Here is an 18969-nt window from a genome sequence, read left to right as displayed (position 1 = left end):
CCTCATCTTTTCACAGGCACCGGCCGGTCGGCGCTTGGTGCGATTATCGCGCTGACCAGAGTCAACAGCGAAAGCACCGCCAGCACGATACCCGGATGCCACCATGCGTTGTCGGTGGCCTCGGCCAGGAACGCCGTGGCAGCCGGAATGAGCCCGGAGATCACCGCAGCGACGCTGTAGGCCAGGGAGAGCGCGCTGTACCGGAAATTGCCGGGGAACAGCTCGGCCATCAGTCCGCCCAGTGCGGCCCAGCTCAACGTCGGAAGGATGCCGCCGACGATCATGGTGCCAACGAGGATCGGGAAGGTGGCGAATTGCAGCAGGTAGTACATCGGGAAGGCGATGACTGCCGTACTCGCCGCGCCGAGCGCCACCACTTTGCCGTATCCGACGCGCCCGGCCCACGCCCCGAAGAGTGGAATTGTCACGAGTTGGAGCAAACTACCGATCAGCGTTGCCGCAAAAAGCTTCTGGTAGGAAAATCCGAGCGCGCTCACGCCATAGCTCAAAGTGTACGTATTCATCAGGGAGTACGACCCGACACCCAGCAGTGCAGTCCCGACGGCCACCACGAGCGTGCCGGGTTTGCGCCGGAACACGTCAAGCACCGGCGCAGTGGACCGCTTGCTCGAGTTGACGAGACCGCGGAACGTCGGCGTCTCGTCCATTGCCATGCGCAAGTACAAGGAGACGGCCAGCATCGGGAACGCGGCAAGGAACGGCAGCCGCCACCCCCACGCCAGCATGTCGGCTTGGTCCAGCGTCGCCGAAAGGATGAGGAAGAGCGCGCCCGTCAAGATCGTGCCGATGGGTGATCCGAGCTGCGGCAGCGCAGCGTACAGTCCGCGGCGCCGCGGACCGGCGTGTTCGACGGCGATCAGGATGGATCCGCCCCATTCGCCGCCAAGCGACAGGCCTTGCACGACGCGCAGCAGCGTGAGAATGATGGGGGCCGCCAATCCGATGGTGGCGTAGCCGGGCATCAGGCCGATCATCCCGGTAGCCACCCCCATCACGGTGATCGTCACGATCAGCGTGCGCCGCCTGCCGATCCTGTCGCCCAAGTGCCCGAACACGATGGCGCCCACGGGCCGCACGACATAGGACGTGGCAAGCACGAGGAACGCCGATATCGTGCCGGCCAGCCGGTCCTGCTCGGGGAAGAACAACGGCGCGCTGAAGATCGCGCTGAAATACGAGAACACGTAGAAGTCGTAGGACTCGAGCGACGTCCCGACGAACGATGCCCACGCGGCCCGGCTTCCGGCCGGTCGCGGCGTCCGGCGGGCAGTGCGTTGATTCGTACTCACGAGAATCCATCTTGCCCGATTGCCGGCCCGGGGAGTGCACGGATGTGACGGATTTAACCGCCGCCTCTCCCTGTTAGCATTCTTAATCGTGCCCGACTCTCACCAGCCCTCCCTCGTCGAACCGCCGTCAGACACCCCCCGGCATTACGAACGGCACATAGTACTCATGACCGGGCCGAGCGGCGTCGGCAAGACGTCGATGACCCGCCGCCTGGGCCTGCCCGTCATTGCACTCGACGATTTTTACCACGACATCGATGCGCCGGGGCTCCCCCGGCGGTTCGGCAGCGTCGACTGGGACGACCCGGGCTCGTGGAATTCCGGCGCGGCGTTGGAATGCCTGGACGCCGTGTGCCGCACGGGGCGTGCCGATCTGCCGGTGTACGACATTCCCACGTCGCGCCGCACCGGCACGATCGGGTTGGACGTCGGCGACGCGTCCCTCGTCATTGCCGAGGGTCTCTTTGCCGACGAACTCGCGGACGCCGCAAGGGAACGCGGGCTGCTTGCCGGCGCGGTGTGTCTGGAATTGCCGAAATGGACGACGTTCTGGCGCCGGCTCATTCGCGATTTCTCCGAATCGCGCAAACCGCCACTGACCTTGATTCGCCGCGGGCTTGCCTTGTGCCGTGCCCAGCCCGGGTTTGTCGAGCGGTGCCGGGCAAAGGGTTTCGCGGTCATGCGACCGGTCGAGGCACATCGGCGGATCGCGGATCTGGCTGCGGGAAACGTGACGAACATCAACTAATTCCGGCTAATCTCTCGCTCTCTACCTATTGTAAAACTCCGGGCCACATGTGAACCTATAAGGGAAACAGACGTTAAATCTGATCGATGATCGACGTTAAGTCGTCGCATGACCCGAACTGTCGACATCTCCCGGTTCCCTGCTCTGCGCAGGCTAATGCGCAGGACATCCATGGGCCGAGAGCGTCGCGAAAGGACACTATGGACTGGCGGCACCGTGCAGCCTGCCTCGAAGAAGATCCGGAACTTTTCTTCCCGATCGGTAACACCGGGCCCGCACTGCTTCAGATCGAAGAGGCCAAGAGCGTCTGCCGACGCTGTGAGGTCATCGATACCTGTCTGCAGTGGGCGCTGGAATCCGGCCAGGATGCCGGCGTCTGGGGCGGTTTGAGCGAAGACGAGCGCCGCGCTCTCAAGCGCCGCGCCGCCCGCGCCCGCCGCGCAAGCTGAGCTGAGAACGAGTAGGCATGCGAATGGCCGCGCCGATCGGCGCGGCCATTCGCATGCCTATTTGCCCGGCTCGTGCGGACGGCTCGACGCTCAGCTTCGCAGCTCCATCGTGATGACCACGTCGGTGCCGCCGCGCTCTCCGGCCCGCCAATCGATCCGGCCCTCGAGTTCGCCGCTGATCAGCGCGCGCACGATCTGGGTGCCGAGCCCCTGACTTGGCGGTTGTCCGCCGGGCAGCCCGACGCCGTCGTCCGACACCGTCACGGTGAGCTTGCCGCCGTCCCGCTCCGGGATGACCTGGACGGTTCCGCGGCCGTCCGGCAAACCGTGCTCGATCGCGTTGGTGACCAGCTCGGTCAGCGCAAGCGCCAGCGACGTGGCATCGGCGTTGTTGATGGCCCCGAACGATCCGATCCGCTCGACCTTGACGTCGGACGTCGGCACTGCCAGCTCCGCCGACACCTTGAGCCCTTTGTCGATGATCTCGTCGAAGTCGACATCGTGGCCGATCCCCTTGGCGAGGGTGTCGTGCACCACCGCGATCGTCGATACCCGGCGCATCGCCTCTTCCAGCGCGCCTTTGGCTTCGGGGACCGTCATCCGTCTGGCCTGCAACCGTAAGAGCGCCGCAACCGTCTGCAAGTTGTTCTTCACCCGATGGTGCATCTCGCGGATCGTGGCGTCCTTGCTCATCAACTGCAATTCGCGCCGGCGCAGTTCAGACACGTCGCGGGCAAGCACTATTGCACCGGTGCGCCGGCCGCCCGACGTCAGCGGGATGGCGCGCAACGACAGGGCAACGCCGCGCGCGTCCACGTCGGCACGCCACGGCGCACGCCCCGTGAGCACCAGCGGCAACGATTCGTCCACGGTGCGGCGCTCTTCCAGCAAGCCCGACACCACTTCGGCGAGCACCTCGCCTTCGACCTCGCCGACGTGACCCAGCCGGTGCATGAGCGACAAGGCATTGGGGCTGGTATACGAGACGACGCCGTCCACGTCGAGAAGCACAAGGCCGTCGCCGACGCGCGGGGCCCCACGTTTCGAGCCGGTAGCCGCCGACACGTCGGGGAATTCGCCGTGGCAGATCATCCGGAGCAGCTCGCCGGCGCATTCCATATACGTCAACTCGAGCCGGCTGGGCGCGCGGGCGGCCGCCAGGTTCGAATGCCGGGTCAGGACGCCGACCACGCGCGACCCGCGGACAACCGGCACGGCTTCCTCGCGCACCGGCACCGATGCCTGCCAGCCGGGCTGCAAGGCACGCACCCAGGTCTTGCTGCCGAAAGCTTGCGTGACGATTTGCCGGAGCGTCCCGTCGACTCCCGATCCCACCACGTCGTCGTAATAGACGGTGACTCCGGTCGACGGCCGGCAGTGCGCCACGGCAATGAAGTCGTCGGTGCCGCTGCCGCGCCTCGGAATCCACAACACCAGGTCCGCGAACGACAGATCGGCGAGCAGTTGCCAATCGCCGACGAGCAGCCGGAGCCACTCGGCGTCCTCGCCGGCGACGTGCGAGGACTCGAGGATGTCGCTCAGCGCGCTCACTGCGTGATGAGCGGCACGACGCCGGTCGGTTCGGCGGCTATCGTGCCTTGAGAGCTGCGCACAACGGTGCGCAGCAGCCGCAGCGCGACCGACAGCGACGCCAGATCGCCTTGATCGAGATCGCGTACTTCGTCAACCGTGCGCATGACCCGGTCGAGGTGTTCGCTGTTGGCCTGCTTCCACGCGTCCACCCGGGCCGTTGCCGACTGCCCCGCATCCGTGCCTTCCAGTATCGACCCGACAACGGACTGCAACGCCGCGTAGAAGTCGTCGCGCAAGGCGCCGCGTGCCAACGACTTCCACCGGTTGTCGCGGTCGAGCGATCCGATCTGGCCCAGCATGACCGCGGCATCGAACTCGTCGGACACCGCGTAGTACAGTTCTGCGACCTCGGCCGGCTCTTCACCGGACGTCTCGCACAGCTCGGCGATGTCGAGCAGCGGATACTCGTCCAGCAGCGCGGCGGTCCGCCAGGCCAGCCGCTCGGGAACGCCCGACCCCTGCAGGCGTTCGGCGCGTTCGGCCATCACCGTCCGCTCGGTTCCGCGCACCAGGTCGGGCACCGACGACAGCAGTTCGGTGACGACCGGCCGGAACCTGTCGATCTCGCTCGACACGTCAATGCGCGACGGGCGGTGGTGGACCAGCCAGCGGGCCACGCGGTCGATGAGACGCCGGTACTCGAGCACCATTTCGATCTGCGTGTCGGTGCCGACGGTCCCGTCCGTCTCTTCGATCCGGCGGATGAACGAGCGCAGGTCGAACAATTCCTGGGCCACCATGAACACGCGGATGGCTTGCGCCGGGTCGGTCGCCGTTTCTTCGACCAGACGGAAGGCGAAGGTCAGGCCGGCCCTGTCGACCATTTCGTTGACGAGCATTGTCGTGATGATCTCGCGGCGCAGCGCGTGCGTGCCGAGTTCGTCGCCGAACCGTTGCACGAGCGGGGCCGGGAAGTAGTCGCGAAGTTGGGATTGTGCCCACACCTCGTCGGGCAGTTCGCTGGCCAACGCATCGCCGGACAAGTCCATTTTCACGTACGCCAGCAGCACCGCAAGCTCCGGCGACGTGAACCCGTGGCCGGATTCGTTCCGCTCGGCGACTTGGCCGGGTGCCGGCAGGAACTCGACTTCGCGATCGAGCAGCCCCGTCGATTCGAGCTCGTTCATGAGGCGGACGTACACCGATGACATCGACAGCGTCTGAGCGCGGGCATCGCCGAGCACCATGTTCTGTCGATAGTTGTGCGTCAGCACGAGATCGGCGACCTCGTCGGACATCGACAGCAGCAATTCGCCTCGGTCGTCGGGGCTGACGGTGCCGTTCTTCACGAGCGTGTCCAGCAGAATCTTGATATTGACCTCGTGGTCGGAGCAGTCGACTCCCGCGGAATTGTCGATGGCGTCGGTGTTGATCCGCACGCCGCCGAGCGCGGCTTCGATGCGGCCCAGCTGGGTGACTCCCAGGTTGCCGCCTTCGCCCACCACCGAGGCGCGCAATTCGTTGCCGTTGACGCGGATGGAGTCGTTCGATTTGTCTCCGACGTCGGCGTTCGATTCGCTGGAAGCCTTGACGTACGTGCCGATTCCGCCGTTGTAGATCAAATCGATGGGCGCCCGCAAGATGGCCCGCAGCAGTTCCTCGGGCGCAAGCTTGGCAGGCCCCGGCAGGCCGAGCCTCGCTGCCGCCGTCGACGAAACCTCGATGGACTTCAAGGTTCGCGGATATACGCCGCCGCCTTCGGAAATCAACGACCTGTCGTAGTCATCCCAGGACGATCGCGGCAGATCGTACAAGCGCTGACGTTCCACAAACGACGATTCGGCGTCCGGATTCGGGTCGAGGAAGATGTGCCGGTGGTCGAACGCCGCCACCAGGCGGGTGTGCCTGGACCGGAGCATTCCGTTGCCGAACACGTCGCCGCTCATATCGCCGACGCCGCCGGCAGTGAAGTCCTCGACCTGGATGTCCCGTCCGAGCTCGCGGAAATGCCGCTTGACGCTTTCCCACGCGCCGCGCGCCGTGATGCCCATGTCTTTGTGGTCGTAGCCGACGGAGCCGCCCGAAGCGAACGCGTCGCCGAGCCAGTAGCCGTACGAGATGGCCACCTCGTTGGCGATATCGGAAAAGGCGGCAGTCCCCTTATCCGCGGCAACCACGAGGTAGGTGTCGTCGCCGTCGTGACGAACGACGCGCTCCGGCGGACGGACCTGCCCGTCCACGAGATTGTCGGTGACGTCGAGCAAACTGCGGATGAAGACCTTGTAGCACTCCTTCCCCTCGGCCAGCCAGGCTTCGCGGTCGGACATGTCCGGCAGGTTCTTGCAGTAAAAGCCGCCCTTGGCGCCCGTCGGCACTATCAACGCGTTCTTCACCATTTGTGCCTTGACCAGGCCGAGGATCTCGGTGCGGAAGTCCTCTCGCCGGTCGCTCCACCGCAGGCCGCCGCGCGCCACGTCGCCAAAGCGCAAGTGCACGCCCTCGACGCGCGGTGAGTACACCCAGATCTCGTACTTGGGCCGCGGTTTGGGCAGGATGTCGATTGCCGTCGGCTCGAGCTTGAACGCGACGTGTCCCTTCGGCATGCCCCCTTCGTCGACTTGGTAGAAGTTGGTCCGCAGCGTTGCCGAGATCAGGTTGATATAGGTGCGAAGGATGCGGTCGGCGTCAAGGCTCGCCACGTCGTCCAGCGATGCGATGAGCTCGTCGTGCACTGCCGCCTCGCCGCGCGCCGCCGGATCCCGGTCGGGGTCGAAGCGAGCCGTGAAGTATTCGGTCAAGAGCTTGGTGATCTCGATCTGGTCGAGCAGCACCCCGGCAATGAAATTGTCGGAAAAGCTCACTCCGACCTGGCGCATGTACCTGGCGTACGCGCGCACGATCACGACGTCCCGCCACGGGATGTTGCCGGCCAGCACGAGTTCTTCGAACGAGTCCGATTCGGATCGGCCGTTCCATGCGGCGGCGAACGCCTCGGTGAAGTAATCGGTGGAAGCCTTGATCTGCCGGTCGTCGAAATGGAGACCGAAATCGTAGATGAACGCTCGGGCGCCGTCCGCCCTGTGCAAATGATAGGGCCGCTCGTCGGTGACGTCGGCTCCCAAATGCGTCAAATACGGCAGGACATCGGACAGCGACATCGGCTCGGTTCGGTAGAACTTCAGGCGGCGCCGGTTCGGATCGGCCTCGTCGGCGGACCGGTAGAGCTTCATTTGCACATCGGTGCCGGTTTCGGCGGCAATCAACCGGGCGACGTCGTCGACGGCGTCGGCCGGGGCGAAGTCCTCCTTGTACGACTCGCCGAACGCATCCCGCCACTGCTCGACGCCGGCGTAGGCCACGTCGTCCAGCTCGGCCGCGAAATCGTCGCGCCAATCGCGCAAGGCATCGATGATCCGCTTTTCCAATGCCTGCTGCTCCACTTCGGGCAGCTCCTTGTCGCGGGCGACGCGGACGACGAAATGCAGCCTGGCCAGCACCGACTCGGTCAGCCGCGCCTCGTAGTCGACCGATTCGGCGCCGAACTCCTCGCGCAGGATCGCCTCGATGTTCAGCCGCGCCGCGGTGTTGTACTGATCGCGCGGCATGTACACCATCGCCGACATGAATCGTGCATACCTGTCGCGCCGCAAGAACACGCGCGGACGCCGGCGCTCTTGCAAGTGCAGCGTCGTCAGAGCCGTGTCGTACAAGTCGTCGGTGTCGGCTTGGAACAGCTCGTCGCGCGGATACGTCTCCAGGATCGTGAGCAGGTCCTTGCCGGAATGCGAATCATCCGGGAAACCCGACCGTTCCAGCACTGCCTTGATCTTTTCGCCGATCACCGGGATGGTCTTGACCGATTGGGTGAACGCCGTGGCCGTGAAAAGTCCGAGGAAACGCCGTTCTCCGGTCACTTGGCCGGACGAGTCGAAGGTCTTCACGCCGATGTAGTCGAGATACGAACGCCTGTGGACCGTCGACCGGGAGTTGGCCTTCGTCAATACGAGAACGCGTTTTTCGCGTGCTTGGGACGCTGCGGCACGGCCGAGCGATCCGGCCACGGTGCCGTCGTCCTGGCTCAAGATGCCCAATCCGGTCTCGGGCCGGGCAACCAAGACGTCCTCGCCGTCCCGGCTTTCCAAGGAGTATTCCCGGTAGCCGAGGAAGGTGAAATTGCCGTCGTCGAGCCACCGCAGCAGTCTCGCTGCAATGCCGGCCTCGGTGCCGAGCTCCGGCGCCGGCGGAGCGTCGGTGAGTTCATCGGCGATCGCCGTGGCACGCTGCCGCATTTCCGGCCAGTCCCGGACCGCGTGCGCGACGTCGACGAGCACGCGGCGAATGCCGTCTTCGACTTCCGTCAACCGGGCCGCATCCGTGATCTTGTCGACGCTCAAATGGATCCACGATTCGACTTCCGCGTCCGAGGCGTCCGGCAGCACCGTCATGGCAGCAGTGTCGCCGCTGGCTGTCTGCTGTCCGGAGGCTTCCGGCTGGTCGAGGATCTCCGTGATGCGGCCGGACGCGTCCCGGAGCACGAGCAGCGTCGGGTGGACAATCAAGTGGATGCCCAGGCGTTGCCGGGTGATCTCGGCGGACACCGAGTCCACCAGGAACGGCATGTCCTTCGTGACCACTTCCACGCTGGTGCGGCCCGTCGAGTATCCGTCGGTTTCCTCCGACGGCGTGAAGACCCGCACGTCGGCGCGGCTCTCGTCGCTGTACGTCCTGCCCAGTTGCCAGTGCGAGGCCGCGATCCCGGCAAAGTAGTCCTTGCCGAGCTCGGCGAGGTCCTCGTCGGCCACGTGTTCGAGGTAGTGGGCCGGGAACCGCGAATCGGCGTCCACCCCCAAAGTCTCGTTCATCAGACGGCCGATATCGCCCCGTACGGATCGTGCCTTACCGTTTCCCGCGTCCGTTGACACCAAATTCACCTCGTGCAGCAGCTGAGCCGTTTGTCGCGGCGCACTCCGTCGTGCGACGCCGGTACGCCTCAACCTTAACGCCCTGTGATTAAGTTTTACGTGCCGGAGTGCAAGAAGGCCCGGCTCGGATCACCCACCAGGAGTCTTGCATGCACACTGTCGACTTTTCGCTGCGTTATCCGACGGATCCCGCTCACGTGCCGGGCATGCTGGCGGACGCCGACTTCCAGGCCGCGGTGGCTCGCGCGACGTCGGCCGAATCGTTCGACATCTCCTCCGACGGCTCGCCGGACGCCGCATTCACGCTGACGATCGTGCGGGTGATGGCCGCCGACGGGCTCCCGGCCGCCGCCCGATCCCTGGTCGGCGACAGATTGACAGTTCGCCAGACCGAGAAGTTCGCCGCGCCCGCGGGCCCGGAACGACGCGCGGCGATCACCGTCACCGTCGACAAGGCGCCCGTCATGGTGCAAGGCACCGAGACGCTTCGCCGGCAGACGTCCGGCGTCACCGAGCACCTGCTGCATTTGGCGGTGACGTCGTCCATGCCGTTCTTCGGGTCCACCATCGAACAGGCCGCCGCACCGGTCATCACGCGCGCTCTGGAGCTGCAGGAGTCGGCGGCCCGCGACTGGCTGGCCCGCTAGCGCAGGATGTCGCCCGCTTCGGTCGCGTCGTACCACAACAAGTCCGCGCCCAGGTGAAAGCTCACCACCGCTGCGGCGGGAAGATCCGCGGCAAGCACTCCCCCGGTGATCTCACCGGCCGGCACATCCGCCGAGATCACCACGGCGGTCTCACCGCGGCGATTGCCGGCGGCGGCGTCGGCCGCCCGCCGGAACGCCGCATATTCGAGGGCCTCTTCATCGGGCTTGCCCGTTTGCCCGGCTCTGTCGTCGGCAGTCACGCGGTACACGCTGCTGCCGGCCGCGCACGCGGTTCCGTCGTCCCAGCGGGCAGCTGCCGCGCTCACGGTGGTTGGAATGTACGCACGGACTGTTGACGAGGACATGGTCCTATTGTGCCGGACGCCGCCGACCGGGCTCGGCGCCCCGGCTGCCCGGGATCGATAGCCACGCGGCAAGATCGACGGCCAGGGCCGCGATAGCGCGTGCGGCGGATCCGCGCCGGTCCGCTTCACGCAACGTGACGCCGCGCAGCAGCGCGTCATCGCAAGCCGCCCTGTCGTAGGGAAGCATCGTTGGCGAGTCGATGCCGGCGAACCGCGCCAGCGCATCGGTGACGCGGGCCTTGGCGGGCGAGCCGACCACGCGAGTGCGCAAGCCGTTCACGACCGGGACGACGTCGGTGTCGAGCCCGTCTGCGGCGTCGGCGTACGCGCGGACCAGACGGCCGAGGCCTATCGGGTCGGCCGTGCCCACCAGCAACGTCAGGTCCGCCGCATCAATGGCGGTCAGCGTTGCGGCGTTGCGCTGCGGCGCATCGGTGTCGTAGCTGAGTTCCTCGTCTTGTTCGATGGGCGCGGCACAATCGATGACGACGACGTCGGCGCACGCTCGGGCCGTGTCGAACACCGCGGCGAGTCGGGCCCGGGTGAGCTCGGGCCACCGCGACGACTGGGTGATGCCGGTCAGTACGCTCAACGTCTCGGTGATGCCGGACGACGCGGTCCGCAGCCCGACGTCGTCCAGTGTTCCCCGCCCGGCCAGGCGGCACACGGTGGCCAGACCTGCCGATTCGTCGAGCAGACCCAAGACCGCGCCGGCGCATGCACCGTAGCTGTCGGCATCGATCAGCAGCGTCCTATTGCCGGTGGCCGCGAGTTCGGCCGCCAGGTTGACTGCCAGCGTGGTCCGTCCCGGGGCTCCGCCCGTGCCCCAAACGGTGATGACGGCGGCTGGGGCTTCCCGCGCTGTTCCGCTGCGGCCCGCCAAGTCCTCCCACCCGGTGCGCCGTCCGGCCGTGACCGCGGATTCCGGATGCGGGGCCCCGCTATCACGACCGTCGGGCACCGGCGGCGGGCCGGCCAAGAGCGCGGCGGCGACCCTGTCGGCGTCCGCGCCGGTCTCCACGATGTCGTCGACTCCCAGAGCAGTCAACGCGTCCGGCTCATCGCCGACTGCGACGACCCGCACTCCCGCGGCATGCAGCCGGACGACCGTCTCGACCTCGAGTCCCGGAAAATCGTCGGCTATGACGGCAGCGCGGCCCACGCCGGCCTCGGCGGCCGCCACGAGTTCGATGATGTCGGCCGGCCGGCGGACCACCGACACGCGGCCGGCGTGTTCGGCGAGTCCGGCCACGAGACGGGCCTCGGCCGGCCCGGTGAGCGCGGCAAGCACCGGAAGGATCACGGCGTCCGGCTTCCGCGGGACGGTCGGTCCCCGCCGTGCGCCCTGCCGGGCACGGCCAAGAGCGAAATCGTCGCCTTGCCGGCGACCAAACGAAGCACCGTGGCGACATCCGACTTGTCCACCAAGAGCTCGACCGCTGTCGTCCGATCGATGCCGAACCCGGATTTGGGCGGGTGAACCGAGACGACGCGGACTGCGCCGGCCACCCGCTCCGGTTCGGGCTCGTTTTCCGCGCGGACCGGTTCTGTTGCCCACACGTCGACGCGCGCGCCCGGCACGACGCCCTCGGCCAGCGGTCCGTCGACGTGCACGATCACCGGCCGTCCGGTCAGTTCCGCTGCGCTGCCGACCGCGGCTGCGGGGATGAGTTCGCCGGCAGCGACCGTGCGCAAGGCGATCAGCCCTTTCGGCCAGGCCTCGTCGGCGTTGAGATAACGCTTTCCCGCGCCGGCCAGCTTGACCTCGGTGGCTGTGACGTCGGACGCTCTGACGGGGGCACCGGCCGGCAGATCGGCCGCCGCAGTGAACACGGTGGTCGTGGCACGGGCCACCCGCACGAGTTGCCAGCAGCCCACGACCGATGCCGCGACCAGGACGATGCCGATGAGGAGCCTCGGGTCGCGCCACGATGGCTGCTTCAGCCGCGCCGCCAAAGACTCCATCCCATCCTCCCGCTATCCGCAAACCACCGTCAGTGTTCGCTAATTAGGGTCAACACTCAATATTTGGGGTGTAATATGGTCAAATCAAGGTGTAACCGTCCGTTGCCGAATGCATGCCGATCCCAGAATCGGACAAAAACGACGCGACGAGACTTTTACCGACACTGTTGTCGGAAGATCGAGGGGAAGTCGAAATGCCCGTAGAGGTGCGGTTCCTACCGTTGACGGACGTCGCAGAGATCCTGAATGTCTCCAGCGCGCAAGCACGGGCTCTGGTCCGGTCCGGCGAATTGCGCGCCATCAAGGTCGGAGGGCGCGGCCAGTGGCGCGTTGAGAAGACCGAACTGGAAAAGTACATCCAGCGGATGTACGAGCAGACGCAACGGGACGTCAAAGCCGATAATTTCGATTTCGACGCCCCCATCGGTTAACGACCTGCGACAAAGGCGATAGCGGCCAAGGGCACGGTTCGGACGCCGCGTATCCTCCCGGATCGGCGCGGCTGATCCAGATCGTGCAGCGCCAGATCCACGTGGTCGGCCCCGACACGGTCGATGGTGCCGGTCATTTCGGCCGTGCGGAGAACAACCCGGACGGCCGCGCGGTCCTTGGCGATCGACCGCAGGGCGTGCCCGAACGACAATCGGCTGGTGACGGGGTCGCCGGGTGCTTGCGGCAGGCCCAACCCGTCGAGGTAGTCGATAGCCCGAGTGTTGATGACAATGGCGCAGTTGTCGGCGCCTTGCAGGGCCGTCCACCCCGTACCGATTCGGCTGAGCCGACCGGAAAGAGCCCGTCCGGCCGCGCCAATGCGTACATGCCGGCCCACGCAGCCGGTCAGCCGTGCGTCAATCGTGGACTGCGCTCGTTCGGCGCGGATCACTTCGGGCAGTTCGGCCTCGGTTTCGCTGCGGAGCGCGGAATCCCACCGGGCTTCCAGATCGGCGAACAAATCCTCCCAGCGCATCCGCGTCTCCCTTCTTTCCTCGATTGTCGTTGCGCTGACCGGCCGGGCAACTCGCGCTGCCCGCACCGAACCGGACATTTGCCCGAGGCCGGCGCATTCCGGTCATTACGGTATTGCGGGTTGTATCCGAACATTTTAGTTTTTTAATTAACAGTAACCAGCTGAGACTCCACTAGTCGTGCGTTGATGACTTCTACGCGGCGGAGTGGGCTCTTTGACGAAGGCAGTGACCACAATGGCAAGGTTTGTTCACGGACTCATCGGACCGGTGGTCGCCGGTACGGGCGCTGCCGCGTTGCTCTGGTCGCTGCGATCCGGTATGACCATGATCGACTACCTCGGCGCGCACCGCGCCGATCCGGCGGGGTACGCGGTTGCCGCAGCCATCGCGTTCTTGGCCTATGCGGCCGTGCGGACGGCGCTGGCCGGCGCCCTGCAAATTGTCGCGACCATTGCAGCCACGCTGCCGGGCGGACGCGGCCGCGCTGCACGACTGTACGAAATGGCGGCGCGAACTGCGCCGCTTCTGGTGCGATACGCGTTGATCGGCCTGACGGGCGTATCGGCCGTCGCGTGCACTGCGCCGCCGGAGGCCGAACCCACCCGGCCGGCCATCGTCGACCCCGATTGGACCGCACCCGGCCAACATTCCCGGGCGGACCGGCAGCATACTGCCGGTCCGCATCGCTCCGCACCGCCGCGCACGCAACAGCCGAGCGAGCGGCCGGCGGTCGTCGTGACGGTACGCCGCGGCGACACACTGTGGTCGATTGCTGCGGCGAGATTGCCGGCCGGCCATTCGCCGTCCGACGTCGCCGAAGCGTGGCCCCGCTGGTACGAGGCGAACCGCACGGTCATCGGCGACGATCCCGACATGTTGATGCCCGGGCAACACTTGCACGGGCCGACGTCATGAGCGCGCAACAAGCACCGACCGAGCCCGCGAGCATGTTCGCCCAAATCATCATCGAAGTGCTCATCGGGCGACGCTCCGTGCACCAGGTGTCGCGCTGGACCACCACCGAGTGCTTTGGCGCGCTGGCCAAGCGGGTCGAGCTGACGCGGGCGTTATCCGCGCCGGTCGACGCATCGGGCCACGATGTCGTCGTCCGCCGCGTACGCACATATCGCGCCCGCACGGGCGCCGTTGAAGTCGCAGCCGTCGTCGAAGCGCCTTCCAGGATCCATGCCGTGGCCATGCGCCTGGAATCCAGCGGTCACAAGTGGCTGATCACCGCGCTCGAAGTCGGTTGACGGGTGCCCGTCAGCGCTTCTTGCGCTTCTTCTTCCGAGTCTGCCGGCGGGCCGACGGCGGCGCCTTCGGTGCGGCTGTTTTTTGCTCGGTGCGCACATCGACTCCGCCCGAATCGCTGGGCGCCGAATACTGCATCGAACCGGACGGCTCCCCCGGCCCGAGCCCCTTGGCGCTCAACGACGGCTCCTCGTCTTCGCCATCGGATTCGGAATCGGCAGGCGCGACTTCCACCTCGAGGTGGTAGAGGAATCCCACCGACTCTTCCTTGATGGCCTCGGACATGGCGTTGTACAGCTGGAAGCCCTCCCGCTGATATTCCACCAATGGATCGCGCTGGGCCATGGCGCGCAGCCCGATGCCCTCTTTCAAATAATCCATCTCGTAGAGATGCTCGCGCCATTTCCTGTCGATCACCGACAGCACGACGCGACGCTCGAGCTGTCGCATCACTTCCGAGCCGAGCGAGGTCTCGCGGCGCTCATACGCAAGTCGCGCATCCGACAAGAGCTCGTCAAGCAGCGTGTCGCGGCTGACGTTGCCCTTTCCGCCTACCTCTTCGATGAGTTCGTCGACGGAGATCGAGACCGGGTAGAGCGATTTCAAGGCCGTGAACAGCTTGCCGAGTTCCCAGTCCTCCGGGCTGCCGGCGGTGACGGCGTTGTCGACGTACGCAGTGATCACGTCGGTGACGAAATGCTGCATCTGCACCTTGAGGTCGTCGCCCTCGAGGATTCGCCGACGCTCGGAATAGATGACCTTGCGCTGGCGGTTGAGCACGTCGTCGTATTTGAGCACGTTCTTGCGTTGCTCGGCATTGCGCTGTTCGATCTGGCTTTGCGCGGACTGGATGGCGCGCGACACCATCTTGAATTCCAGCGGCATATCGTCCGGCGCGCTCGACCGCGACATCAACGATTCGGCGGCGCTCGAGTTGAACAGTCGCATCAGGTCGTCGGTGAGCGACAAGTAGAACCGCGATTCCCCCGGGTCGCCCTGGCGTCCGGACCGGCCGCGGAGCTGGTTGTCGATTCGCCGGGAATCGTGGCGTTCGGTGCCGAGCACGTACAGCCCGCCGATGTCGACGACCTCTTCGTGCTCGGACTTCACTGCCGCTTCGGCCTTGGCCAACGCATCGGGCCAAGCGGCCTCGTAGTCCTCGGGGGTCTCGACGGCGTCGAGTCCTCGGCCCGCCAGTTCTTCGATAGCTATGTGCTCGGCGCTGCCGCCGAGCATGATGTCCGTACCGCGGCCTGCCATGTTCGTGGCGACAGTGACGGCGCCCTTGTGCCCGGCGCGGGCCACGATCGCTGCCTCACGGGCGTGGTTCTTGGCGTTGAGCACTTCATGCTTGACGCCTTCCTTGGCCAAGAGCTTCGACAAGTACTCGCTCTTTTCCACGCTCGTCGTACCGATCAGTATCGGCTGCCCTTTTTTGTTGCGGGTGACGATGTCGTCGACGACCGCCTCGAACTTGACTATCTCGTTCTTGTACACGCGGTCGTTTTGATCCTCGCGGATCATCGGCTTGTTGGTCGGGATCGGCACGACGCCCAGCTTGTACGTGGACATGAACTCGGCGGCTTCGGTCTCGGCCGTGCCGGTCATGCCGGAAAGCTTTTCGTACATGCGGAAGTAGTTCTGCAACGTGATGGTGGCAAGCGTCTGGTTCTCGGCCTTGACGTCGACGCCTTCTTTGGCTTCGATCGCCTGGTGCATGCCTTCGTTGTACCGGCGGCCGGCCAGCACTCGCCCGGTATGCTCGTCAACGATCAACACTTCGCCGTTCATGACGACGTAGTCCTTGTCGAGTTTGAACAGCTCCTTGGCGCGGATGGCGTTGTTCAAGAATCCGATGAGCGGCGTGTTCGCCGATTCGTAGAGGTTCGAGATGCCCAGGTAGTCCTCGACCTTGTCGATACCGGATTCGAGCACTCCGACGGTGCGCTTCTTCTCGTCGACCTCGTAATCGGTGTCCCGGTGCAGCCTCTTCACCACTTTGGCGAATTCGTCGTACCACCGGTTCGCGTCGCCGTCCGCCGGGCCCGAAATGATCAACGGCGTCCTGGCTTCATCGATGAGAATGGAGTCGACCTCGTCGACGATGGCGAACGAGTGGCCGCGCTGAACCATCTCTTCGACGTCCCAGGCCATATTGTCGCGCAGGTAGTCGAAGCCGAATTCGTTATTGGTGCCGTATGTGACGTCTGCCGCATATTGCGTCCGCCGGGTGGCCGGGTCCATTTGCGACAGGACGCAGCCGGTCTCCATGCCGAGCACACGGAACACGCGGCTCATCATTTCGCTTTGGAACTCGGCAAGGTAGTCGTTCACCGTCACGACGTGCACGCCGTTGCCGGTCAGTGCGTTGAGGTAGGCGGGTGCCGTTGCGACGAGGGTCTTGCCCTCACCGGTCTTCATCTCGGCGATATTGCCCAGATGGATCGCCGCCCCGCCCATGAGCTGGACGTCGAACTGCCGCAGGCCGAGGGTGCGCCGGGACGCTTCACGGGCAGCCGCGAAGGCCTCGGGCAACAACGAGTCGAGGGAGTCGCCGTCCGCGGCCCGCTTTTTGAATCTGTCGGTTTCTTCGCGCAACTCGGCCTCGGAGAGCTTCTTGAACTCGTCCTCGAGGTTATTGATGGCGTTCGCGTATCCACGCAGCCGTTTGAGCGTTCGTCCTTCGCCTGTTCGAAGAATCTTTTCCAGAATGGACGGCACAATGCTCCTCGCGCGTTTTTGTCGATGATCTCCCCCTATCGTAGAGGTTCTTCCTGAAATTCCCATCCACGACGGTCGGGAGGGGCTCGTCAGAGTCGAGCGGCGATTTCGCGGGCGAGCGGCCCGTCCGATTCGACGCGGACCCCGGCGAGTCCGAGCCACCCGGCCATCAGAGTCAGCTCGTCGGCGAGTTCGGCCGCCGTGTCGGCGGGAGCACACGGTTCCGGATGCGCCGAGCGAACCAGCAAAGACCCGGCGCGGCGGTCGGCTTTGATGTCAAGGCGGGCCACTATGCGCTCTCCCAGGAGGAACGGCAGCACGTAGTAGCCGTACCGACGTTGATGCTTCGGCGTGTAGATCTCAATGCGGTACCGGAAGTCGAACAGGTCCTCGGTGCGGCGGCGTTCGAAGACCAGCGAGTCGAACGGCGACAACAGCGCTCGTGCCCGGACGCGTCGCGGCCGGGCGGCATCGACATGCAAATACAGGTCGTTGCTCCAGCTGGGCACGGCGGCCGGCAGCAGTTCCCCGGACGTGACGAGTTCCTCGATTGCCGTCTTGGTGTCCTTGACGGGCATCCGGAAATAGTCGGAGAGACAGCGGGGCGAAGCAATGCCGAGAGCGCGCGCTGCAATGAGCGTCAATTGCCGGATGGCGTCCGGCCGCGCGGGCGGCTCAGCCGCCGCGACCTCGGGCGGCAGTATGCGCTCGGTCAACTCGTAACGGCGCTCGAACTGCGCCGTCCTGCCCGCCGATCCGATTCTGCCGGACCAAAAAAGCGCTTCCAAGGCGGTTTTGACTTGCGACCAGTTCCAGCCCCAGTTGTCGCCGGCGTCCTCGGGCACGCCGTGGTCCAGTCGCGTGTTCAAGCGGGACGCCGTGACCGGCCCGGTATCGCGCACTGCCGCGTAAACGTCTTCAAGAAGCGCCTCCCATTCCGGGCTGTCGCCGCGCATCCGGCCCCAGGCCGTCTCACGCCATGCGTGCATGCGCCAATACAGCAGCCGGTACGTCTCGGGCGGAATGAGGGAGGCTTCGTGCGCCCAATATTCGACGAGGCGGCGGCGCGGCGCCGTCGCGGCCCTGTCGAGAATCCCTCTGTCGTAATCGCCGAGCCTTGAAAACAACGGCAAATAGTGGCTACGGGAGAGCACGTTGACCGAGTCGATCTGCAAAAGCCCGATCTTGTCGATCACCCCTTGCACGTGTCGCATCGTCGGTGTCGCGATGGGGCGGGGCCGGTGAAATCCTTGCGCGGCCAAGGCGATGCGGCGTGCCCGATCGATCGAGAACGTGACGCGGGTCGTCCCGGGCACTGCTGCCCGAGACGACCCGACAGTCTTGGTGAGATCAGCCGACTTGCTCACCGTCCATCTCGTCGCCCTCGTCGCTCAAGGTGATGACGCCGTAGCTCCAGCCCTTACGGCGGTAGACGACCGACGGTTTCGACGATTCCGAATCGAGGAACAGATAGAAGTCGTGGCCGACGAGTTCCATCCGGGTCAACGCCTCGTCGAGGCTGATCGGGCTGGCGGGGAACTCCTTTTCCCGAATGAGGACCGGGCACTCCCCCTCGGCATCGGCCGGCGAATACTGCCCGTCGTCGTATTCGTCGACTTCCGGCTCGGGATCATCGGCGACGGCCGACAGGCCCGGTCCGGCGCCGTCCGGTGCCGCCGTCACGCCGACCGCCTCGTTCACTGTCGGCGGCCGATGCCGGCCGTGGTGCACCTTCCGTCTGTCGCGGGACCGACGAAGCCGCTCGAGCAATTTGGCGTACGCGAGGTCAAGAGCCCCGTACTTGTCGGACGCGGCAGCCTCGGCCCGGATGACCGGTCCCTTGTCCATTACCGTGATTTCCACCCGGTCGGAGTTACCGGCAAGCCGTGGATTTTTTTCATGAGTTACCTGGACGTCGAGTCGCTGGGCCCTCGGCGCCAGCTGTTCGACCTTTGACAGCTTGTTGGTGATGTGTTCGCGGAATCGGTCGGAAATCACGATGTGGCGACCGGTTACGACAATGTCCATGTCAATCCTCCGTCATGCACGGGTTGTTGGTGCGGTTTGGCACCCGCGGGTACCGGGTAGAT

At 65.6% G+C, this 18969-nt stretch carries 16 protein-coding genes; 6 read left to right on the top strand and 10 right to left on the bottom strand.

Annotated elements, in window-relative coordinates; all coding sequences use genetic code 11:
* Nucleotides 1-2: 2 nt before the first annotated feature.
* Complete coding sequence (locus BJY26_RS11370; protein WP_237248977.1) at nucleotides 3-1310, bottom strand: MFS transporter; 1308 nt, start codon at nucleotides 1308-1310, stop codon at nucleotides 3-5.
* Between the two features lie 166 nt (nucleotides 1311-1476).
* Here BJY26_RS11370 and BJY26_RS11365 point away from each other — a divergent pair, with 166 nt between their 5' ends.
* Together BJY26_RS11365 and BJY26_RS11360 are read left to right on the top strand one after the other, a co-directional pair.
* A complete protein-coding gene (locus BJY26_RS11365) occupies nucleotides 1477-2058 on the top strand; it encodes a uridine kinase family protein (RefSeq protein WP_179428357.1) in 582 nt (193 codons plus the stop codon).
* Between the two features lie 200 nt (nucleotides 2059-2258).
* Entirely contained in the window at nucleotides 2259-2507 is a 249-nt protein-coding gene (locus tag BJY26_RS11360) for a WhiB family transcriptional regulator (RefSeq protein ID WP_179428355.1), read from the top strand.
* A gap of 90 nt (nucleotides 2508-2597) precedes the next feature.
* Here the strand turns inward: BJY26_RS11360 and BJY26_RS11355 are convergent, their stop codons facing one another.
* Complete coding sequence (locus tag BJY26_RS11355; RefSeq protein WP_308191249.1) at nucleotides 2598-4058, bottom strand: sensor histidine kinase; 1461 nt, start codon at nucleotides 4056-4058, stop codon at nucleotides 2598-2600.
* Nucleotides 4055-8902, bottom strand: a complete 4848-nt coding sequence (locus BJY26_RS11350; protein ID WP_179428353.1) for an NAD-glutamate dehydrogenase — start codon at nucleotides 8900-8902, stop codon at nucleotides 4055-4057. Before BJY26_RS11350 ends, BJY26_RS11355 begins: the two co-directional genes overlap by 4 nt.
* 209 nt (nucleotides 8903-9111) lie before the next feature.
* Here BJY26_RS11350 and BJY26_RS11345 point away from each other — a divergent pair, with 209 nt between their 5' ends.
* Entirely contained in the window at nucleotides 9112-9609 is a 498-nt protein-coding gene (locus BJY26_RS11345; RefSeq protein WP_179428351.1) for a DUF2505 domain-containing protein, read from the top strand.
* On the opposite strand, the gene BJY26_RS11340 is transcribed toward BJY26_RS11345, so the two are convergent.
* From BJY26_RS11340 to BJY26_RS11330, 3 genes are read right to left on the bottom strand one after another with little or no spacing between them, the layout of a single operon-like run.
* Complete coding sequence (locus tag BJY26_RS11340) at nucleotides 9606-9974, bottom strand: DUF6912 family protein (RefSeq protein ID WP_179428348.1); 369 nt, start codon at nucleotides 9972-9974, stop codon at nucleotides 9606-9608. The two genes, BJY26_RS11345 and BJY26_RS11340, sit on opposite strands and share 4 nt — an antisense overlap.
* Nucleotides 9975-9978: 4 nt before the next feature.
* Nucleotides 9979-11277, bottom strand: a complete 1299-nt coding sequence (locus tag BJY26_RS11335) for a CpaE/TadZ family protein (RefSeq protein ID WP_179428346.1) — start codon at nucleotides 11275-11277, stop codon at nucleotides 9979-9981.
* Nucleotides 11274-11939, bottom strand: a complete 666-nt coding sequence (locus tag BJY26_RS11330; RefSeq protein WP_179428344.1) for a flagellar biosynthesis protein FlgA — start codon at nucleotides 11937-11939, stop codon at nucleotides 11274-11276. Before BJY26_RS11330 ends, BJY26_RS11335 begins: the two co-directional genes overlap by 4 nt.
* A gap of 194 nt (nucleotides 11940-12133) precedes the next feature.
* On the opposite strand from BJY26_RS11330, the gene BJY26_RS11325 reads away from it, so the two are divergent.
* The gene (locus BJY26_RS11325; RefSeq protein WP_179428342.1) at nucleotides 12134-12370 is read left to right on the top strand and encodes a helix-turn-helix domain-containing protein; all 237 of its coding nucleotides are present in this window, start codon (nucleotides 12134-12136) and stop codon (nucleotides 12368-12370) included.
* Here the strand turns inward: BJY26_RS11325 and BJY26_RS11320 are convergent.
* Nucleotides 12367-12906 (bottom strand): hypothetical protein, encoded by a 540-nt coding sequence (locus BJY26_RS11320; RefSeq protein ID WP_179428340.1) that lies wholly within the window; start codon nucleotides 12904-12906, stop codon nucleotides 12367-12369. The two genes, BJY26_RS11325 and BJY26_RS11320, sit on opposite strands and share 4 nt — an antisense overlap.
* Before the next feature lie 235 nt (nucleotides 12907-13141).
* Here BJY26_RS11320 and BJY26_RS11315 point away from each other — a divergent pair, with 235 nt between their 5' ends.
* Together BJY26_RS11315 and BJY26_RS11310 are read left to right on the top strand one after the other, a co-directional pair.
* Nucleotides 13142-13822, top strand: coding sequence for a LysM peptidoglycan-binding domain-containing protein (locus BJY26_RS11315; RefSeq protein WP_179428338.1), 681 nt, complete (start codon nucleotides 13142-13144; stop codon nucleotides 13820-13822).
* Nucleotides 13819-14160, top strand: a complete 342-nt coding sequence (locus tag BJY26_RS11310; protein ID WP_179428336.1) for an Rv3235 family protein — start codon at nucleotides 13819-13821, stop codon at nucleotides 14158-14160. The genes BJY26_RS11315 and BJY26_RS11310 overlap by 4 nt, the downstream gene beginning before the upstream one ends.
* 10 nt (nucleotides 14161-14170) lie before the next feature.
* On the opposite strand, the gene secA is transcribed toward BJY26_RS11310, so the two are convergent.
* The 3 genes from secA to hpf all read right to left on the bottom strand — a co-directional run bounded on the left by secA (nucleotide 14171) and on the right by hpf (nucleotide 18907).
* Nucleotides 14171-16879 (bottom strand): preprotein translocase subunit SecA, encoded by a 2709-nt coding sequence (gene secA / locus BJY26_RS11305; protein WP_179428334.1) that lies wholly within the window; start codon nucleotides 16877-16879, stop codon nucleotides 14171-14173.
* A gap of 89 nt (nucleotides 16880-16968) precedes the next feature.
* The gene (locus tag BJY26_RS11300; protein ID WP_237248978.1) at nucleotides 16969-18246 is read right to left on the bottom strand and encodes a winged helix-turn-helix domain-containing protein; all 1278 of its coding nucleotides are present in this window, start codon (nucleotides 18244-18246) and stop codon (nucleotides 16969-16971) included.
* Complete coding sequence (gene hpf, locus BJY26_RS11295; RefSeq protein ID WP_179428326.1) at nucleotides 18230-18907, bottom strand: ribosome hibernation-promoting factor, HPF/YfiA family; 678 nt, start codon at nucleotides 18905-18907, stop codon at nucleotides 18230-18232. Before hpf ends, BJY26_RS11300 begins: the two co-directional genes overlap by 17 nt.
* Nucleotides 18908-18969 lie beyond the last annotated feature (62 nt).

The organism is Spelaeicoccus albus (assembly GCF_013409065.1).
Classification (GTDB): Bacteria; Actinomycetota; Actinomycetes; order Actinomycetales; family Brevibacteriaceae; genus Spelaeicoccus; species Spelaeicoccus albus.
Note: the sequence above shows the minus strand (reverse complement) of the source record. Positions and strands in the feature narration are given on the sequence as shown.